Origin of the sequence: Sphingobacterium hotanense (genome assembly GCF_008274825.1) — a bacterium.
Lineage (GTDB): Bacteria > Bacteroidota > Bacteroidia > Sphingobacteriales > Sphingobacteriaceae > Sphingobacterium > Sphingobacterium hotanense.
The window spans coordinates 151870-168572 of sequence record NZ_CP030848.1 but is presented as its reverse complement, the minus strand read 5'-3'; the positions used below and the strand labels follow the sequence as shown (position 1 = coordinate 168572).

The window sequence follows — 16703 nt, the reverse complement described above, 5'->3', positions numbered from 1 at the left end:
AAATTTATCCGCTAGGATTGCTCTGAGAGCGTTCCATTAGTGAGGTGATAACGGCACTAATAAAAAAATGAACAATATTAAGAAAACCATCTATATGTTAAGAAATCTCATCTTAGGTCTTTCTCTAATCTCTATCGTCGCCTGCGGGGCTAAGCCTCGTGTAGACTTGTCGCAAGGGAGCCTACAGCTTAAACCAACTACACAGCACGGCATCATCGTCAAGGAAGTTGCCAATTTGTTGGAGAATTTCAGCTATAAACGCGTTCCGATGAACGATTCAATCTCGAACATCATCTACAATAATTTAGTAGAAGGCTTAGACCAGGGAAGGAACTACTTATTACAAACCGATATCGAAGATTTTCAGCAATTTAAGGAGAGTTTCGCACAGGACTTCAAAGCGGGCGATCTTTCGAGTGCCTTTTATATGTTCAACAAATACTCCGATCGCTATCTGCAATGCCTGAATTACGCCCTGCAGCAAGTTGACCAACAACACGATTTTACGGCGGAAGAGGAGTACAGCAGTTTCCGCGAGAAACTCCCTTGGTTGACCTCAGAGGCTGAGCTTCAGGAGCAATGGAGAAAGCGGGTAAAATATGATCTTTTGAACCTGAAACTGAGCACGGGTGATTCTGCAAAATACGATCCAGAAAAGAACAAAGAAACGCTTCGCAGCCGCTATAAGAACCTGATTTCACAAGCTTCTAAAGCGAATGCCAATGACGCTTTTCAACTGATCATGACGGCTTTTACCAGCGCGGTAGATCCGCATACCAATTACTATAACCCTTCCTTTGCACAGGCCTTCAACGAGAGCATGTCTAACACATTGGAAGGAATCGGCGCCCAACTCCAAATGGAAAATGAAATGGTGACCATTAAGATGATTATCGCTGGAGGGCCTGCCTTTAAAGACAAAACCTTACAGATTAACGACCGTATCGTCGGAGTTGCTCAAGGCGACGGGGAATTCGAGGACATCATCGGATGGCGCTTGGATGCTGCCGTGGCAAAAATCAAAGGAAAGAAAGGTACTGTTGTACGCTTAAAAATACTACCCGCGGGCGCAGCGCTCTCTGCGGCCCCTAAAATCGTAAAACTTACCCGCGAGAAAATCGTGTTGGAAGAAGAATCCGCGAAGCGCGAAATCAAAACAGTCAAGGGAGAAGATGGTAAAAATTACCGTATTGGGATCATCAACCTTCCGAAATTCTATATCGATTTTGATGCCGTGCGCCGGGGCGACCAAAATTATAAGAGTACCACACGAGACGTGCGACTGCTACTGGACAGCTTAAAACGTGATGGCGTGGATGCTGTATTGATGGACCTTCGTCATAACGGCGGAGGATCGTTACAGGAGGCAATTGAGCTTACAGGGCTATTTATCGATAAGGGGCCTGTTGTCCAGGTACGTGACACCAGAAATCGTGTCCAGATCGACAGCGACCAAGAATCAGGCGTTTCCTGGGATGGGCCGTTTGGAGTCATTATTAACCGCTTTTCGGCCTCAGCGTCCGAAATTTTCGCCGGCGCCATTCAGGATTATGGCCGCGGCATTATCTTGGGATCCACATCCTATGGTAAAGGAACCGTTCAAAATGCTGTAGACATGTCAAGGTTTATCAGCGCTACCAATAAATTGTTGATCAAAGCCTCCGGGGAAAAAGATGCAGATACTCCCAACGGCGCGCCAGAATTCGGACAGATCAATATCACGATGGGCAAATTTTACCGCGTTACAGGCAGCAGTACCCAGCATAAAGGGGTTGCGGCGGATATTACGTTCCCTACCCAATATTCGGCAGAGAAATTCGGAGAAAGCTCCGAACCATCCGCTCTTCCATGGGATCAAATAAAACCGTCGACCTTTCCAAAGATTACGGATCTTACAGCAGTCAATTCAACGCTGAACACGATCCACAAGAAAAGAATGGAGAAATCGCCAGCTTATACGTTCTTATTGGAAGATATCGAAGAATTTAACAAAGTTGACTCTATTCCTTCGGTCAGCTTGAACGAATCAAAATTGAAAGCTGAACGCGAGAAAAGCAGATTGAAAAATCGGGACCGTATCAACAAACAGTTGGCATTCCTAGGGTTGCCTCTCTGGAAAGAGGGACAGCCGCAGCCGAAATTCGATTATGATTTTGTATTGGAGGAAAGCGCGAATGTTATGACGGACTATATACGCCTAAAAAAATAAATAGAGAAATAAAGTAGACCGGCAACAGGCCAGGTCCCACAAAAGCCTATGGATCCACCAGTTCCATGGGCTTTTTTAAGTTAACAAAAGTAGTCGTCCCCGTGCTGACATCGCATACACTCACATCACTCGGCAACAAACTGGAATCCCAAAACGGGCTGCAGAGAAAAAGCGTGCATCAGCTAACACTGGAAATTATCCTGACATCGCCCGATCCGCATTAATAAAACAACGTTGAAAAAAAATAAGATTCAACACGGCGCATATTATTTTTTTCTTCAGCATTTTTATCAACAAAACGTCTCCATTCCGAACCACTATTCCATAAATCAAATTTTGTTTTATCGTTCCGCTATCAATTAACTTAATGTTCGCGTTGACAGTATCTTTAACGATTTATAGCGAATCGTTTAGGAGGATTGTTCATCATCCTTAACGTCTTCTATCCTCCTTTTCCCCTTGAAATTTAAATATTATGAAATGAATCCTCATCAAACAATCTTAGTTAACTTTCAAAAAAACTGGTGCTGTTTTTTACGTAAAGATTTCGATATTTCATCTCCATTAGAAAATAATGTCTCCATTTCATTACGTGGAATTAGATTAACAAAACTAAAATGAAGTCGATAGCGAAAGGGAACTTAAAACTTGAATAGTATGATACTACGCATTATTCCCAATAAGCATTTTAAAGAAGAGCACAAACCGTAATTTGGTATATTTTTATACAAAAAAAATAAAATTTCACTGCCGGTCTAATTAAATGCCATTATTTGGTATAAAATTATACCATTATAAAAACCGACTTTTATTATCTTACCTATAACCCAGCACTAACAAAACTTAATCAAACAGCATTATTACTGGTCGCAGGTGTAACTTTATTGCAAGTTGCTCTGACGATAATACGGTGACAACTGAGAGCACTATAATAATCAGCGAAAATCGTTAATTTGAATGCTAATTTCTAAACTTTTAAAAGTGAAGAAGCACGTACTGAATTATCTGCGGAGGCGTATAGAACCAGCTTTTTTACTGTTCTTCCTTCTAATAACGCAGCCTTTCAAACGCTGGAATCGTGAAAAAAAATCAGATATAAAAAATATTCCTGTATCGGCGAGGTCTATTGCGCCATATCCTGTGCAGGGGTCAATGTTGATTTCAACTTAATTAATGAAAGGGAAACTTTGCCTTAAAAAACCTCCACGGCAGTGACATATTCGTAAAAGAGCAATCCATGTCATTGATTAAGTGCTTATGCCAACACTGATGCATAAATGACTATTATATTGTTGAGACATAATTTTTCGTTCGACCGCAAGCCATTAGCAACTTACCAGCTCTAAGCGGGTAATTATTGTTAGTGTAGGGGAGGTTCTTACAAGCACAAAATTTGTCAACCTATGTGTTCCGTTAAAACGAAATGTTTGCAAGCGATTCATTCGTATTAATAACAAATCAGTAATAATTGACGCCTCTGGAATGGAAATGATGCCCCCTCATTACAATGAAAATGGGCTACAATCTCTACTGAGGCTTCTCATCAGTTCTTCAACCTTTTCTCTTCCACCGGGTTTCACGCTGAACCAGGGGCGTGTTGACTTCATTGCTGATGAAATATAATATTCACCATCACGCAACCTATAATAGATTACCTCGTCCGAAGAATACTCAATTTCGCCATGATCTTCCAATTTTAACGCGGCGGTTGGGAATTTAATTATATGCTCATCAGTTTCTCCAGTCATTTTGTGGAAAATTGAAATCTCACATTCAGTTACTACAATTTCTGTTATTTCATTGATATCCTTACTGGGCATCAAGTATTTCACTAATAGCTCTCGTAACTGTACGCGTCTTGTATCTGGCATCCCATTTTTGAAGTAAACCAAAGGATCACCTTCCAATTTGCTCCCCACATACTTTTCTATACTTCTCAATTCGCCGGTTTCAAAATAAAGCTTTGCCTCGCCCTCGATTAGATTATTAACATATTGCATGACCCACTCTACATTGCCATTTGGGTGATAAGTTTTCAGCTCACCGTGTTGCATATCATCTAAATAATGGGTTATCGCTTTCAATTTACCATTTTCCGTATACAGCCTTCCTTCTCCCTGCATTTTCCCGCCTCTCATATGAGTAACCGATTTCAGTTTACCATTTTCATAATTTGTTTTTACCTGCCCCTCCATTTCACCATTTTTCATATTAACGATGGACTTTAAATTTCCATTCTCGAAATAGGTATATGCTTCTCCTTCAATCTTCCCATTTACAAAGCTTCGAATGATATATGGGTTCCCATTTTCATAGTAATGAGTCCACTTCCCCGTATTTTCTCCATCTGGTGCTTTAAAGCCCGACGTTTTTATCTGACCATTGTCGTAATATTCCTCAAACTCTTTAATTTGAGCAATGGATACGAGCGTCAACAGCCACAATGACCCTAGTAGAATTGCTTTTATTTTCATAAGATGTGCTTTAACATTTATTTGCGCGACCGGCCATTTATACGGTTTGTTAACCTGTTGTAGCAAGTCTATAAAATCAAAATTAGAGCAAATATTTTTGTTCGGAAATACCTACGTTTAGGTATAAATGATGTATTGGGCGCAAATACCGCTACAGTATATTCGAAGGTGTGGGAGTCTGAAGGTGATTTAGGACAAAAAAAAACATTCCGTTTTTGTAATGGCCAGTAAACGGTGCTTTAAAAATCCATTATTAATCGGTGACTGATGTTGTTATCAAAGCACTTTTTTTGTGTCTTTTGAAGGATGTTGGTTGTAAATCGAGTAAACTTGCCTACAAAAAGCTACAAAACACGCGGCGGAAGGCCGAACTAGTTTAGAAATCCTTACCTTTTCGACCAAAGATGCGATAGTTGACCGAGTTTACGCCAGTTCCTTTCTTGCGAAGCTTCAACGATTGAGGATCCTGTGTCCAATTCTCGATCATTTGTCTGTTCATTGATACATTTAAGATTTGCAGTAACATAGGATGAACGCAACCGGGTCTTGAGGTACCATTCTCCCCATATCAATTTTAACGCTCGGGTCATATGATTTGCACATCAAGAAATACAGAAGATGATCGCCAGACTCCTTCTCAGCACCCGCCTGCGGATAACAAACATTGGATAGCAAAGAACTATATTCTCCGCTTGCTGTCCCCTATTCAATTGTCATTTTCAGGAATCTAGTCTAAGTGGAACATCGTCCCCATGAGTAGCTGCTTTTTACACGCCTCGACCAACCTCCCTTTTTTTATTTGCTACCGTTGTACTAGATCACATGGCTGGGTGTTGAAGGGTATAATAAAGATCCTCGCTAGCTGGTCGTCTATCGAGAAAAGGGCGCTCAACGTACTTCCTGCCGGCTTGCCCACGTCCATTCTGAAACGCCTGAGAAAATGTGAACCTTATCCTAACCTTCGGTTCAGCGCATAGATTTCGCATTTTTATCGTGTTTTAATTTTCAAATTGATACTTTTATAGCGAATGTCCTCCAGAACGGTCATTCGGCTGATTACTAACTAACCGAGACTTAGCTATGCCGAGCTTGTTGAATAACACCCAAAGGCCCTTTTTCTTGCGAAAGGTCCTCATTGGCGCGACACTACTGTCTTTCATCTATCTAAGTACGGTATTTATCTATCAATATCGAAAATACCGACAGGTGAAAGACCAGTTAAATGCCGCATATACCGCGGGCCAATCTAAATCATCGGCACTGTACCGGCTGTTCTCCACCTATGGCGAGGCGGATAACCTGTTCCGTCTTTACACCATTGATTTTAACGATAGTGTATACAGGGAGTATACCTCGAAGCTGGACACCATAAGCCACGACATCGATTCCCTTTTGCATCTACCAATCCCGAACGCGCCACTGAAGTCCGGACCAGCAGCTATCAAACAGAAAAATTATCTCGCAAGAGAATATGCTTCCTTGAAAAGGAACGTCAATGAGCTTATTTATTTCGCCCAGGACTCCCTACCTGTTTTGCTCACTAGGGAGGACATCGGGATGGATCCGACGGTTTCTTTGGACCCCGACACCACCCTGAGCCGAACGCTCCGTGATACCATACTCCTTAACCTTCGTGCCGACACATTAGTCCAGAAGAAAGGGAATCTGATTCAAAGAATCTTTAAAGCGAAAAACGACACCCTAATTTTCCAAAATAAATACGAACAAGTATGGAACAACCAGCTTGAGGTCATCTTTAGTAATCTGCAGAAGATCATCGTCCAAAAACATCGTGCATACGATCGCAAAATCGTGCAGCTTCAACGCGATTATTCCTCACTGCGACAGAAAGAGCGGGAGCTTATCCAAGCGAACTACACGCTTTTGAAGAATCTCAAAGAGGGCTTCGATAACATCATCGCCCTGGAGCGCAGCAACCTGCAACACGCTGAACAGCTGAATCTTGCGCTACATGAAGAAAATGCGAGAATCTTCGGGAGCCATCTTCTCACAGCGCTCATTATTATGTTTTTCATGATTATATTCATTCTCTTCTACCAACACAATGCCGGACAGTATGAACGAAAGCTAAATTTTGAAAAAGAGCATACCAGCAGGTTGGCCGAAGAGAAAACCAGCGTGCTGGCCAGTGTCAGCCATGAGGTACGCGCACCGTTGGAATCACTGATCGGCGTGGTCGATATTCTCAAAAAAGAAGGGGTAGACCAACACATTGAGCCCCAGTTTCTAGACGCCATATCGTATGAAATTACCATGATCAATAGCACGGTTACCGATATCTTGAACCTTAGCAAAATGGAAATAGGCGCACTTAGCGTGAAGTATGATTATTTCTCACCCCGCTTTCTGCTGCAGGACCTGATCCTGCTACACGCCTACCATGCAGAAAAGAAAGGCCTACGAATCCTTGAACATCTGAATGTCCCTGCAGACCTTGAAATTTATAGCAGTGCTTTTCGAATCAAGCAAATTATCTCTAATCTGTTAACCAATGCCATAAAATATACGCCGACAGGAACCGTCTCGCTCTCTTGCATCTGGGCAGAACGCAACCGACGGCAAGAGTTAATCATCAAGGTAGCGGATACGGGGGTCGGTATCGCTGCAGCACAGCAACGTGATGTATTTCGGCAGTATTATACCACCGAGGCCAAAAACAGCAAAAATGGCTTCGGACTAGGCTTGTATATCTCCAAACTTTTAACCCAGCAGCTTCAAGGTAGCCTTAGCTTAGCCAGCACACTTGGAAAGGGCTCCACGTTTACCTTGAGGGTTCCCGTTGAGAAGTCCCGGCAGTCCCTCGAAAATACAAAGAAGCGGCAGCGAAGCGACCTGCCCCAAAATATGCGCATAGTGCTAATTGAAGACAATAGGATTAACCTAATATACCTGCAACATTTCTTTAAAGATTTTCCACATGTTTATTCCTTTGAGAATGGAAAAAAAGCATTGGACTTTATAAGAACCGAAAAAATTGATTTAATCATTACGGACCTCCATATGCCAGAAACCAATGGCTGGGACATCCTTCAGTTCGTACGCACTCATCCCCATTTGTCCAATATTCCTGTACTGGCCTTCACGGCAGACGATCTTGCCATCGAACTGGCTCAACTTAGGGACCCGGGGGATCTGTTTGACGATATATTGAGCAAACCACTCGATGAACAGGAGGTCGTCTGTAAAATCTTAAAAGCCCTCGGCTCATAAGGGCCGCTATGTACTGGGGAGACTATAAGAACACGAACAACACAGAAATCTTAAGCCCTGGAATCGGGCGTTGTACGTCACGGCCACCCTTTGGAGTATGGAATATCAACTTAGTACAAGCAGCGATCAACGTTAGATGTTTGGGGAAGATTCGCTAAAGTTGATTCTCCATAGCAGGTCTAGTTATCGTGTATTTAGGTATACCAATTCTCTTTTAGAGATTTGCATTTTTTCGGTTCGTTTTCCTATATTAGTACAGTTTGCCCTCCTTCCCTATTGGGATTGTCAAGCAAAAGCCAATCAGCCCTATGGTTGGCTTTGCTATTTATCGTGCTGACTGTCCCTGGCGATGAATTCCTTTGTACAGGTTTTAAACACGGCTCCCTTGGATTAGATCGAATTGTTGGACTGCGTCCACAGCTACTTTCATATCTATGATTGAAAACAAAAGGGATTTAGACATCCAATAAATCTCTGCTATGACATTTCCAGAGGCATCGCTCCATGCTCTCATCATTCGCTCACTGTTGAACGCGATTCCCGTTTCTCCCTTTTGGTTGAGCGCAATCACACCTATATCACCGCTTTTCTCTCGCGCTCGATATACCGCGGCTTCACAATTCATTTGAAGCGAATACTGAGCATGGCAGCAAGCCTGAGAAATGCTCAATGCGGAAAACTCCCGCATCATGATCTCTCCGTCACCCGTGCAGGATACCGCGCAACTTTGATTCGCTGCATAACAACCTGCGCCAATGATACAGCTATCGCTTACTCGGCCGGGTAGTTTACCGGTAATGCCGCCGGTCGAGGTCCCTGCCGCCAAATTTCCACCGATATCCAGAGCAACAGCTCCTACCGTGCCGCGATTCCCTAGTGCTATCGGATCTAATTGATTTAAAGGTAAAGCTTCCCATTCTTTTAGCCGATGCGGAGTAAAAAAGTAGGTTTTCTCCTCTACCGAAGCTCCAGTTTCTCGGCGAGCGCGTCCGCGCTGGCTCCGGCCACTAAAAGAACATCTGTTTTCTGTCTGATAAGTTCTGCAGCTTTGATTGGATTGCGAACTAAGGATAAGCCACAGACAGCACCCGAAGTCCGTGTGCGCCCATCCATGATAGAGGCATCCATCTCTATGTCTCCTTTTGCATTTAATGCTGCTCCATGGCCTGCATTAAAAAGCGGATTATCCTCAAGCATAGCCACAACATGCTCGACTACGTAGAGTGCACTGCGCTCTTCCTCCAGGGCGCCATAGCCGCAACGAAAGATTGAACACAGCGAATCTAGGTATGCTTCCCTATGGGAGCGTATAAATTCATTGTCCGGACCGGCGCCGCCATGTATGACAAGAGAGATTTTTCTAGCTTTCATATCATTTTTTTTCGGTAATGCATTCTAAACTTCGATCATTGAGATCGATACGGCAGCCTTTGATCAATAGACTCCCTCTAAGTCCGATAGCAAAAATTGCTTCCTGGTCATCCACTTCCGTAATATTAGTGTCTGAAACCTTGGATGCATCCATTAGTACCACCATACCAGTGCCTAAACAAGTTGCTCGATAGCCTTGCTCGATCAGCAATGCAGAATCTTCGCCCAAGCCGACCCCTAAATATCGCGGGTTGAGTAGCAAGGCATGTGCTAATCTTGCGAACCGACCCCTTCGCACAAAGTGGGTGTCCACAACACAATGATCTAGCAGACCTAAACCCGGACCTAGTTTTAATTCTTGACTCAATAAACTCTCACCCGTACCGCCTCCTAAAATCATGGTAGAGGATAACACCATCGCTCCTGCGCTGGTTCCTGCAACGACAAACCCTTTCTCCTGTTTATACTTTTGCTCAATGGTATCCCAGGCTTGGCTACCGCCCAGTACGGTTGCTAATTTCGCTTGATCTCCGCCAGTCAGGAAGACGGTATCGGCCTGTTCAAGTCTTTTTGCCCATTCCTTGTGGGCGGCGCCCCGCCGGTTATCTGCGTGCAGAAATCCTACATTCGAAAATCCGATCCTATCGAATGTCCGCTGATAGGTACCTGAAATTTCGCGGGGTACCTGCGATGCGCAGGTAACCACTTCGATCCTTCCTTGGGTCTTTGAAGAGGGTAGTAAATGGCTCAACACCTCGAATTTCTTATCCGAGAGAGTCTGCTCAGCGGCCAGCTTTCCATCGCGTTCTTCCGCCCCGCCGATTAACAATAATTTTCCCTTAGGTTCCATAGTTCTTATTTAGAGTTCTCAATTCTACTTCTCTGGAAACTAGATCCAATGTCCGGCGACTGTCATCGCTGCAGACGACCAAAATCCCCCCCGAAGCCAGCGAATCCATGGCATATTTTATGGCCTCATCCTCCGCGGAAATTACAGGAACCGATGCCAGAGGTTTGACCTCTCGTATGCCCTGGAGTAGCAAGCTGGTAATCTCCTCACGGCTTCGTCCACGCGTGTCCGCATCGTGGCGGATGATCAACCGATCGAAAATACCAGCGCAGATTTTCCCCATCGCTATAATGTCCTTCTCTCTTCGGTCTCCAGCAGCGGTAATTATGGCAATCTTTTGACTGGAAACCAGCTTATTAAGATACTTTCCGAGCTCCGTGAAGCCATGTGCGTTATGGGCATAATCGACAATAATTCTTGCTGTGCCCAAAAAGAATGTATTCATTCTTCCTAAATTCATTTCCACATTGGGTAAAAAAGTCCGCAAGCCCTTGCGTATCGCTGTTGAGCTTATACCGGACGCCTTGGCCGCGATCGACGCCGCTAGGCAGTTCTGCAACATACATTCGTATTTTCCGCCCATGGTAACAGGAATGCATCCGACCTTTATTATCGATTCGATCTTTCCCTGCCAGCCCGATACGAGCCACCCATCTTTGATGTATGCGACTGCTCCCCCTGCTTGGAAGTGCTTTTGCAAAACAGGATTATCTGGTTGCAGAGCAAAGTAAGCAACCTTGCATTGGAGAGTGCCTGCCATCCCTAGAACCATTTCGTCCTCTGCATTTAACACCGCGAAGCCGGTGTTTTTTGTCGCTTCTGCCACCGTACCTTTCACGCGTGCTAGCATAGCCAGATCATCCACGCCGTCAAGGCCGAGATGATCTTCAGTAATATTGGTAATCACACTGACGTCACATCGGTCGAATCCAAGGCCTTCTCTCAGGATGCCTCCGCGAGCACATTCTAGGATGGCGAAATCTACTAAGGGGTCACTCAGAACCATTCTTGCACTTTTGGGACCACTGCAGTCTCCCGTTGCAACGCAATGACCATCGACGTATATACCCTCTGTTGTGGTACAGCCCACCTTGTTCCCTTGGAGCTGTGCGATATGGGAAATTAGCCGGACCGTTGACGTTTTACCGTTGGTTCCTGTGACAGCGACAATTGGTATCCTCGCTTTAGAAGCATCAGGAAATAGCATGTCGATGACCTGCTCGCCGACCTTGCGCGCTCGCCCACTGGAGGGGGCCGTATGCATCCGAAAGCCTGGCGCCGCATTGATTTCAAGGATTGCGGCATCTTGTTCTGCTAAGGGACGGGTAATATCAGTTGCGATCAGGTCGATCCCACAGATATCGAGCCCCAGTATCCGGGCGGCACGCTCTGCCATGAACTTGGTCTCAGGTGGAACTATATCGGTGACGTCTTCCGATGTGCCACCCGTGGAAAGGTTTGCAGAATCTTTCAGGAACAGCTTGGTTCCAAAGGGTAAGATCGTCGTCAGGGTTAGCGAGTTCTCCTCTAATATGTGCAGGGTATGTTCGTCAACCTCTATTTTTGTTAAAGTCTTTTCGTGTCCTTCCCCTCTATTGGGGTTAACATTCTCCCGGTCAATGAGTTGCTGTATCGTTGCCGCACCATCCCCCACGATATGGGCAGGGATGCGTCTAGCAGCCGCCACGAGCTTGTAATTAATCAACAACAGTCTGTAGTCTTCCCCTCTGATAAATCGCTCAACGAGCACCTCATCAGCATGTCTGCGCGCCTTTTTAAATGCGAGCTCAGCAGATTTCCTGTCGCATATATTGGTAGTGACACCCCGCCCGTGGTTACCGTCCACGGGTTTCATCACCAAAGGGTATCCGAGCTCGTTGATTGTCGCACCTAGCTGAGCGGAGTCCTCCACGACCAACCCGGGCGGAACAGGCAAACAGTGCTCCTGCAATATTTTCTTGGCCAGAAACTTATCCTGAACTACTTCTACAGCAATATTACTGGTACTATCGGCAAGTGTGGCGCGGATACGTCTCAAATGCGCCCCATATCCAAATTGAATGAACGATCCCTCATCGAGGCGCCTCCAAGGAATATCTCTGGCCTTAGCGGACTCGACTATGGCGCGCGTACTCGGACCTAAGCCCTCCAAAGCGGCAATTGCACGAAGTTCAGCGAGGCAGGTCTCTAAGTCAAAGGGGGCTGCTTTCGCTAAGCTTTCCACCAACTGGACTGCGCTCTTTGCAGCAACCAGACCTGGGCGGGGAAGCTCATAAGAAAATACCACATAATACTCACCGATCTTCCCGGTGGATCGCGTGCGTCCGAATCCGCACTCCATGCCTGCTAAACACTGTAGTTCAAGGGCAACGTGCTCGATGATGTGCCCCATCCAGGTTCCCTCAGATAACCTGCGCAGGAATCCTCCTTCGCTCCCTTCGGAGCACCTGTGCGAATAAAGGGAGGGGATGAGCGCGGTAAGACGTTCACTGAATCCGGCAATCAAATTGCTAGGAAGGCTTTCGAACTCTTCGATATCCAGCTTCATTTGGACAAGATTGGGTCTATTAACGGACCACAAATTCGGCCCACTTAGAACTTTGATTTCTATAATCTTCATAGTAGCTTTTTCTCATGAACATTTCTCAAGCAAGATTGATGATTAGCTAACTACTTAAAAAGAAAATAAAAAAACGGCTCGATGTATCCGTGTTTTGCGCTAACCCTTCACGTATTAGGTATTTTTCACTCACACTAGCCTTTCAGTAATTCATGCAAGTTTACCACGAAATCAGTAGAGTGAAACGAAAAGCCCTTGTCTTCAAAAGCAACTGGAAGCTATTAATTCATGCTTTTATTACGAGAACTTGCTAGGGTAAGGAATCTGAAGATTTCACCGGGTTAAGACAAACTAGTATCAACAATCGACACCCCATACGAAAGTTCAAAGAAAAGTTACAACTAGGTAAAAAGGGGCTGCTCGAGCATACATGCCACCGGTTGGAAATAGTGTGGCCTCGTGGGAGTAGTTAACGAGCCAACTACAACGGTTATCCCAACAAGCGCAAAGGTGCCCGATGGATATTTGGCCCGAGCTAATCCAAACGGATCAACCCGTTAGCGGGCTGCATCCTTCATCAGCCTGGGGAAATATAACCTGACGCACGCACCCTTTCCCTCTTCGCTGCTGATGGAGAGCCTACCGCCTAATGCTTTCATCAACTGGTTAGTTTGAAAGAGTCCCCGTCCGTAACGACGCGCCTCGTTGGAGAGCGTTCCTCCGGAAAACTCTTTGGAAAAAAAAGCGAGCTCTTCTCGGGAAAGTTTCCCTCGGTTGTCTTGGAAACTGTAGACCACCCATTGGCCCACCGGCTCACTAAAGATTTCGAGCTGCAAGGGTCGTATATCGGCGCAATTCTTTATCGACACGTCCATCAAAGAGTAAAATACCTGTTTAACACGCGCTCTGGGCGACCTTAGTGGTAGCAACTTACCTAAAACAAGTTCCATTTGTTCATTTGGACGTTGTCTTCGTAGTTCCTTCCACCACTCGGGAAGCTCCTGGCTGAGCGAAAATGTCTGCGTGGGGGTTTCGCACGATGTTGTCTGGCTCAGCTGATAGGTCTGATCGATAATGTTCTCCAGGCTCTTCAGGGCATCCTTGAGGATAGGAAACCATTTGGCATCCACCTGCACTTGGTCGTTCTGATTTCGCAGCATAAAGTCCACGGCCATTTTCGCAATAGCGAGCGGATTTTTGGCGTCGTGGTTCAACATATAGGCTAGCGCCTCCAGCTGCTCCTTAGCATTTGGGTCGCTGTCGCCCGGCGCCGCATTTTCTGAGGCCTCGATACGCTTGGTGACATCGACGCTCGTATGCAAAATCGCTACCGTATGGCCATTTTCCACAACTGCCTTGTACTCGAAATCGAAGAATCGAAGCTCTTTTTCGACGCTTCCGATGAGTGCCGGAACCCCGATGCCGATGTGGCTCCTACCCGAGCACCATACGCGCTCAAGAGCATCTGCAAAACCAGCCTCGGCAAAGCCGGGAAATACATCTCTGAATAAACCTCCTATAATCTTCTGATCGGATCCCCAAACCTCCAACATCGCGTCATTAGCAAAGGCTATCCTTAGCTCACTCCCCTGATAAATCGCAGTGGCGACTGGAGAATGACGTAAAAATCGGACGAGGTTGCTTTGCGAGCAGTTCTTCATAGGGACAGTGATTTTAAACAGCTAAATGTAGCTAAATTACTACATTTAACTATCAGGGAAAAGCCATATTCCTCCTATGGCGTCTCCAAACACGTAGATAACAGCTGTTTTCAAAAGACCTTTTCAGATAAAATGACAAAGGTCCCTAGCGAAGGCACAAAACATCCATTCTTGTTTTCCTATTGCTGAATCGCTCACGCATGGCCAGTATGCAATCGAAATTAGGTCGCAACGGATCCAGCAAAACTGCCGACTTGCAGGTTTTAAAATCGTTTATTGTAATCTACAGCAGGCTCCCCCGGCCCTGCTCGCACAAAGAGCGGTTCCATAGCAGGTCAAGGATCACATTATAGTTCTGAAATATCCATATTGTTTTTTAATTTTGGTCCCTAGTCTAAGCAAACCTACTGAAAAACATGACAGATCAAGAGGAAACTGCTCTTATTGCACGATTGGCGCAGGGAGATAAGTCTGCTTTCCAGGCTCTTTATGACCGGTACAAGAAAAAGCTCGCTACCAATCTCTTTCATCTGCTGAAATCATGGGACCTGGTCGAGGAGGTTCTACAAGAGCTGTTTATAAGAGTATGGGAAAACAGAAGCAAGATCGACGTAGAGCGTTCCTTTCGTTCCTACCTCTATCGAATTGCCTCCAATTTGGTATATGATTATTACCGCAGTGCGTCCCGAGATCGCGTGCTGGCCGCACGGTTCTGGGAACATATCGAATTACACCAATATCCGCAGCGCATTCAGGAGCAGATCCTGCGCGACAAAGAACTCATGCGAACCATCGATATGCTCCCGCCCCAGCGCAAATTGGTCTTCCGTCTCTGTAAATTCGAAGGCTTTTCTTATGAGGAGGTCGCAAAACGCCTCCATATTTCTAAGGCAGCCGTGAACGATCACATCAGTAAAGCGAATCGCTTTATCATCGAAAACTACAGTAAAGATTCTGTACTCTTCATTGTCCTGCTTTCCAGCGCGCTACTTAAAGGGGTCTAGTGGCCGTAGTTTTACAGGTTTTCAAACATTTTTTATTTTTTTTCAAGTCGAGCTATTGCTTTTGCAGTGGGCTACGTATTATACTATATGGAGAACATCGATTTCGAAACTCGGGCCCGATTCCTGCTGAATAAAGTAGCCAAAAACACCATCACTTTATCCGAGTATCAGGAACTATTAACGCATCTAGCGGGTCACCAGGACAAGCAGCAGCAGTGGCTGGACTTGCTGCAGGAAAGCATCGGCGCTGAACGTCCGCCAGTCGATGAACTTCAGCTAGAGCTCCATTTGCGCCGCATTGACAATAGGCTAGAACAGGATCCTCGGATGAACACGCAAAAGCATTTTCGTTTAAGCCCAGCTCTTTATAAATATGCGGCTGCTATTTTGCTCTTCATTGGGCTTTCAGCCGGTTTATTTCTGGCGTATCAACACAGGACGGCCCTGAGAACAGAACTTGCAGAAGGTTATTCTAGCAAACAACGCGCGACCATCACTCTTTCCGACGGCTCCGTCCATTATCTGGATACGCAGAGCGGCGCGCTGATTACCGACCAACGCGGAACACGTTACGCGGGCCAGGAGCGGCTACTGGCCGATGCGCAGACCCAGGACATTCTCTTAGAAATACCTCGGGGAAGCATTTACCAAGTTACCCTTCCCGATGGAACGAAAGTGTCGTTAAATGCAGATTCAAAATTACGGTATCCCGGAAGATTCCAAGGGCATCGAGTTGTCGAACTGCAGGGAGAAGCGTTTTTCGAGGTCACCCACCAGCAGGATCAACCTTTTATCGTCCACACCCAAGGGCAACAGCTGATAGTCCTGGGAACTAAATTCAATGTAAACAGCTATGCGGAAAATGCACCTAAAACTACGCTAGTTGAAGGAAAAGTAAAAGTCCTTGCCAATCAAGGGTCGAAGTCTGTCGTTCTTAAACCGGGTCAACAGGCAACCTTATCGAAGGGTGAATTTGCGGTCCAACGAGTTAACGTTAATGACATCACCGGATGGACCGAGAACATGTTCATCTTCAACAACCTATGGCTCAGCGAGATCATGGACCAGCTCGAGCGATGGTACGATATCCAAGTCGATTACCCCCCAGGGTATACCGATGAACGGTTCTACGCAGAGATTCCGCGGGATCGTCCATTGCAGGACGTCCTGAGCTACCTGCAAAAGGCCAGTCGATATCAATTTGAAATCAAAGGGAGGAGGGTGCAAGTGAAATAAAGAAACCACTGGCCAACATAAAAAAACCGAAACTGCGCTAACAGTTCCGGCAACAATAGGGTGGCTAACACACGATTATATTCAGATCAACAGCTATTAACCAACCG

Annotated in this window: 11 protein-coding genes; 4 read left to right on the top strand and 7 right to left on the bottom strand. The window is 45.5% G+C overall.

The window, feature by feature from the left end; translation table 11 throughout:
- Positions 1–67: 67 nt before the first annotated feature.
- Positions 68–2209 carry a carboxy terminal-processing peptidase gene (locus tag DSM08_RS00745; protein ID WP_246172379.1) on the top strand — a complete coding sequence of 714 codons (2142 nt, stop codon included), beginning with the start codon at positions 68–70 and terminating at the stop codon, positions 2207–2209.
- 1502 nt (positions 2210–3711) lie between these two features.
- On the opposite strand, the gene DSM08_RS00740 is transcribed toward DSM08_RS00745, so the two are convergent.
- Together DSM08_RS00740 and DSM08_RS19340 are read right to left on the bottom strand one after the other, a co-directional pair.
- Positions 3712–4683, bottom strand: coding sequence for a toxin-antitoxin system YwqK family antitoxin (locus DSM08_RS00740; protein ID WP_149524340.1), 972 nt, complete (start codon positions 4681–4683; stop codon positions 3712–3714).
- A gap of 376 nt (positions 4684–5059) precedes the next feature.
- On the bottom strand, positions 5060–5182 hold the full coding sequence (locus tag DSM08_RS19340) for a hypothetical protein (protein WP_262713911.1): 123 nt from the start codon (positions 5180–5182) through the stop codon (positions 5060–5062).
- 707 nt (positions 5183–5889) lie between these two features.
- Here DSM08_RS19340 and DSM08_RS00735 point away from each other — a divergent pair.
- A complete protein-coding gene (locus tag DSM08_RS00735) occupies positions 5890–7914 on the top strand; it encodes a hybrid sensor histidine kinase/response regulator (RefSeq protein WP_187773929.1) in 2025 nt (674 codons plus the stop codon).
- Between the two features lie 370 nt (positions 7915–8284).
- Here DSM08_RS00735 and DSM08_RS19335 read toward each other — a convergent pair whose 3' ends face one another.
- From DSM08_RS19335 to DSM08_RS00710, 5 genes are all read right to left on the bottom strand, one after another.
- Complete coding sequence (locus tag DSM08_RS19335) at positions 8285–8797, bottom strand: isoaspartyl peptidase/L-asparaginase (protein WP_262713920.1); 513 nt, start codon at positions 8795–8797, stop codon at positions 8285–8287.
- Between the two features lie 74 nt (positions 8798–8871).
- Positions 8872–9285 (bottom strand): isoaspartyl peptidase/L-asparaginase, encoded by a 414-nt coding sequence (locus tag DSM08_RS19330; protein WP_149524337.1) that lies wholly within the window; start codon positions 9283–9285, stop codon positions 8872–8874.
- Between the two features lies 1 nt (position 9286).
- On the bottom strand, positions 9287–10135 hold the full coding sequence (locus DSM08_RS00720) for a cyanophycinase (RefSeq protein WP_149524336.1): 849 nt from the start codon (positions 10133–10135) through the stop codon (positions 9287–9289).
- Positions 10125–12755, bottom strand: a complete 2631-nt coding sequence (gene cphA / locus DSM08_RS00715; protein ID WP_149524335.1) for a cyanophycin synthetase — start codon at positions 12753–12755, stop codon at positions 10125–10127. The genes DSM08_RS00720 and cphA overlap by 11 nt, the downstream gene beginning before the upstream one ends.
- A 497-nt stretch (positions 12756–13252) precedes the next feature.
- Complete coding sequence (locus DSM08_RS00710; RefSeq protein WP_149524334.1) at positions 13253–14356, bottom strand: PAS domain-containing sensor histidine kinase; 1104 nt, start codon at positions 14354–14356, stop codon at positions 13253–13255.
- 416 nt (positions 14357–14772) lie between these two features.
- Between DSM08_RS00710 and DSM08_RS00705 the strand changes: the two genes are divergently transcribed.
- Complete coding sequence (locus tag DSM08_RS00705) at positions 14773–15360, top strand: RNA polymerase sigma factor (RefSeq protein WP_149524333.1); 588 nt, start codon at positions 14773–14775, stop codon at positions 15358–15360.
- Positions 15361–15447: 87 nt separating this feature from the next.
- Positions 15448–16596 carry a FecR family protein gene (locus DSM08_RS00700; RefSeq protein ID WP_149524332.1) on the top strand — a complete coding sequence of 383 codons (1149 nt, stop codon included), beginning with the start codon at positions 15448–15450 and terminating at the stop codon, positions 16594–16596.
- Positions 16597–16703: the final 107 nt, after the last annotated feature.

Coding starts and splice junctions, on each gene's coding strand:
- DSM08_RS00745 (WP_246172379.1), top strand. CDS start 68: ATGAACAATATTAAGAAAACCATCTATATGTTAAGAAATCTCATCTTA.
- DSM08_RS00740 (WP_149524340.1), bottom strand. CDS start 4,683: ATGAAAATAAAAGCAATTCTACTAGGGTCATTGTGGCTGTTGACGCTC.
- DSM08_RS19340 (WP_262713911.1), bottom strand. CDS start 5,182: ATGAACAGACAAATGATCGAGAATTGGACACAGGATCCTCAATCGTTG.
- DSM08_RS19330 (WP_149524337.1), bottom strand. CDS start 9,285: ATGAAAGCTAGAAAAATCTCTCTTGTCATACATGGCGGCGCCGGTCCG.
- DSM08_RS00720 (WP_149524336.1), bottom strand. CDS start 10,135: ATGGAACCTAAGGGAAAATTATTGTTAATCGGCGGGGCGGAAGAACGC.
- cphA (WP_149524335.1), bottom strand. CDS start 12,755: ATGAAGATTATAGAAATCAAAGTTCTAAGTGGGCCGAATTTGTGGTCC.
- DSM08_RS00710 (WP_149524334.1), bottom strand. CDS start 14,356: ATGAAGAACTGCTCGCAAAGCAACCTCGTCCGATTTTTACGTCATTCT.
- DSM08_RS00705 (WP_149524333.1), top strand. CDS start 14,773: ATGACAGATCAAGAGGAAACTGCTCTTATTGCACGATTGGCGCAGGGA.
- DSM08_RS00700 (WP_149524332.1), top strand. CDS start 15,448: ATGGAGAACATCGATTTCGAAACTCGGGCCCGATTCCTGCTGAATAAA.